Annotated in this window: 1 protein-coding gene; it reads right to left on the bottom strand. The window is 48.9% G+C overall.

Translation table 11 applies throughout. The features are described from left to right. Nucleotides 1–86 precede the first annotated feature (86 nt). On the bottom strand, nt 87–1,646 hold the full coding sequence (locus DFP98_RS38495) for an IS1182 family transposase (RefSeq protein WP_116065953.1): 1,560 nt from the start codon (nt 1,644–1,646) through the stop codon (nt 87–89). Between the last annotated feature and the right edge of the window lie 170 nt (nt 1,647–1,816).

Genomic DNA, 1,816 nt, shown 5'->3' with positions numbered 1-1,816 from the left:
TGTCTCAAAAGTAAGTTCTAGCTCACTTTTAGAACAGCTCGCTTGAAAAAAAGGTGCCTAATTGAAAAATGACGGCGTTAAGGGTGCTAACCCTGCGCCGTCATTTCGTGTTTTAGATCTACTGCGGCCTTCTTGAGCAAATTATGGGCAAGCGAAAGCCATCCGACCTCTAAGCTTACTTTCGGCAAGCTGCGAAGCAGAAATCGCCGGAATCCCCGGTTATTCTTCATTTGCCCAAACACACTCTCCGGCTCAATCATCCGCTGAACCGATAATGCATAACCTTCCTCACTACGGAGTCTTTCCCGTGCCTGTTGTTTGTAACGCAAATATCTCAGACTGACGCTAATTTCCCGATTCCCTTGTGCTTTTGTGCAGGCGTCCTTGAGCGGACAACCTTCGCAACCCGCACTCCGGTAGTGCCTCTTCCGAATTTCAAAGCCACTTTCCGTTGTTTCCTTGCTCTCGTAGCGAAACAGCAGCTTGCGCCCGGCCGAACACGTCCACGTATCTTCGGCTTCATCATATTGCCAGTTGTCCAGCTTACTGATGTCTTTCTGCCACTTCTTCGATTTTTCCTTGTGATACGTGCTGTACTTCATCACAGCCTCAAGCTCTTCGCTTTCCAAGTAGGCGTAGTTTTCTTCCCCGCCATACCCCGCATCCGCTATGACCGTTCCCGGCAACTTGCCAAGGGCGGTTTTGACTTTCTCCAAGTGAGGTTTTAAGCACCGCGTGTCCGTCGGACGTTGATGCAGGCTATAGCCGACAATAAACTGATTTTCCGTTCCGATTTGTACATTGTAGCCGGGTTTGAGCTGACCATTGCGCATGTGATCTTCCTTCATCCGCATGAACGTCGCATCCAAATCTGTTTTGCTATAGCTATTTCGATCTCCGAGGATCTCTTGCTGATGTTCATACTTTTGTAGACGTGGGAGCAGATCCTTACGGAGAACGCGAACTGCCTTTTTGAGAGATTTGTCCTTCGGCTTTGTTTGCAGCTTAGCCTCTAATTGTTGAACGGCAGCCTCCAGTTTTTCACTGGTCAACGAGGATGCTTCACCGAGCTCAGCGAGATCTTGTCCGGCCTGTTCGTGTTCTTCTTGCTTCTCGGCCTCTTCAATAGCAGCAAACAGTGTCTGTACTTTCTCTTGCAGCTTGGCTTTTTGTTTCACCACCGCTTTGCCCCAGACAAACGTATACCGATTCGCGTTGGCTTCGATCTTGGTGCCGTCGACAAAGTAATGCTCCAGCTTCACGTAATTCTCTTCGACCAGAAATTTCAGGACAGCCGTGAAGACAGCCTCGAGCACGTCTTTCATGCGCTTGGAGCGGAAGCGGTTGATGGTACGAAAGTCCGGACGTTGCCTACCGGCAATCCACATGAACATGACGTTCTCGCGGACCGCTTTAGCGATTTGACGAGAGGAATAGATCCTTTGTGTGTAGGCGTAAATGATGATCTTGGTGAGCATCTTAGGATGGTAACTGTCTCGTCCTCCACCTGGAAAAGCGGAAGCGAAGATGCTGTCACTGAGTCGGTTCACAGCGGCGTTAACAACACGAACGAGGTGATTTTGAGGAATGTCTTCCTCCAAGTCCATTGGCAGGGAAAGTTGGTCCATGGTATATTGAATGTACAAAGAAACCGTTCCTTTCGTAGATGGGTGGGTGGTACCTCCATTTTACCAAAGAACGGTTTCTTTTTGCGTTTTTCGTAGTTAATCTCGATGAAAAGAGGGGGGGATGTATCTCCTGGAGGAGCGAAGCGTTTGCCTTTGGAATCGTGAAATCTCCTTGTTACGAGTTTACC

Origin of the sequence: Cohnella phaseoli, assembly GCF_003386235.1 — a bacterium.
Lineage (GTDB): Bacteria > Bacillota > Bacilli > Paenibacillales > Paenibacillaceae > Cohnella > Cohnella phaseoli.
The sequence above is the reverse complement of the archived record's forward strand: the minus strand, read 5'-3'. Positions and strand labels throughout refer to the sequence as shown.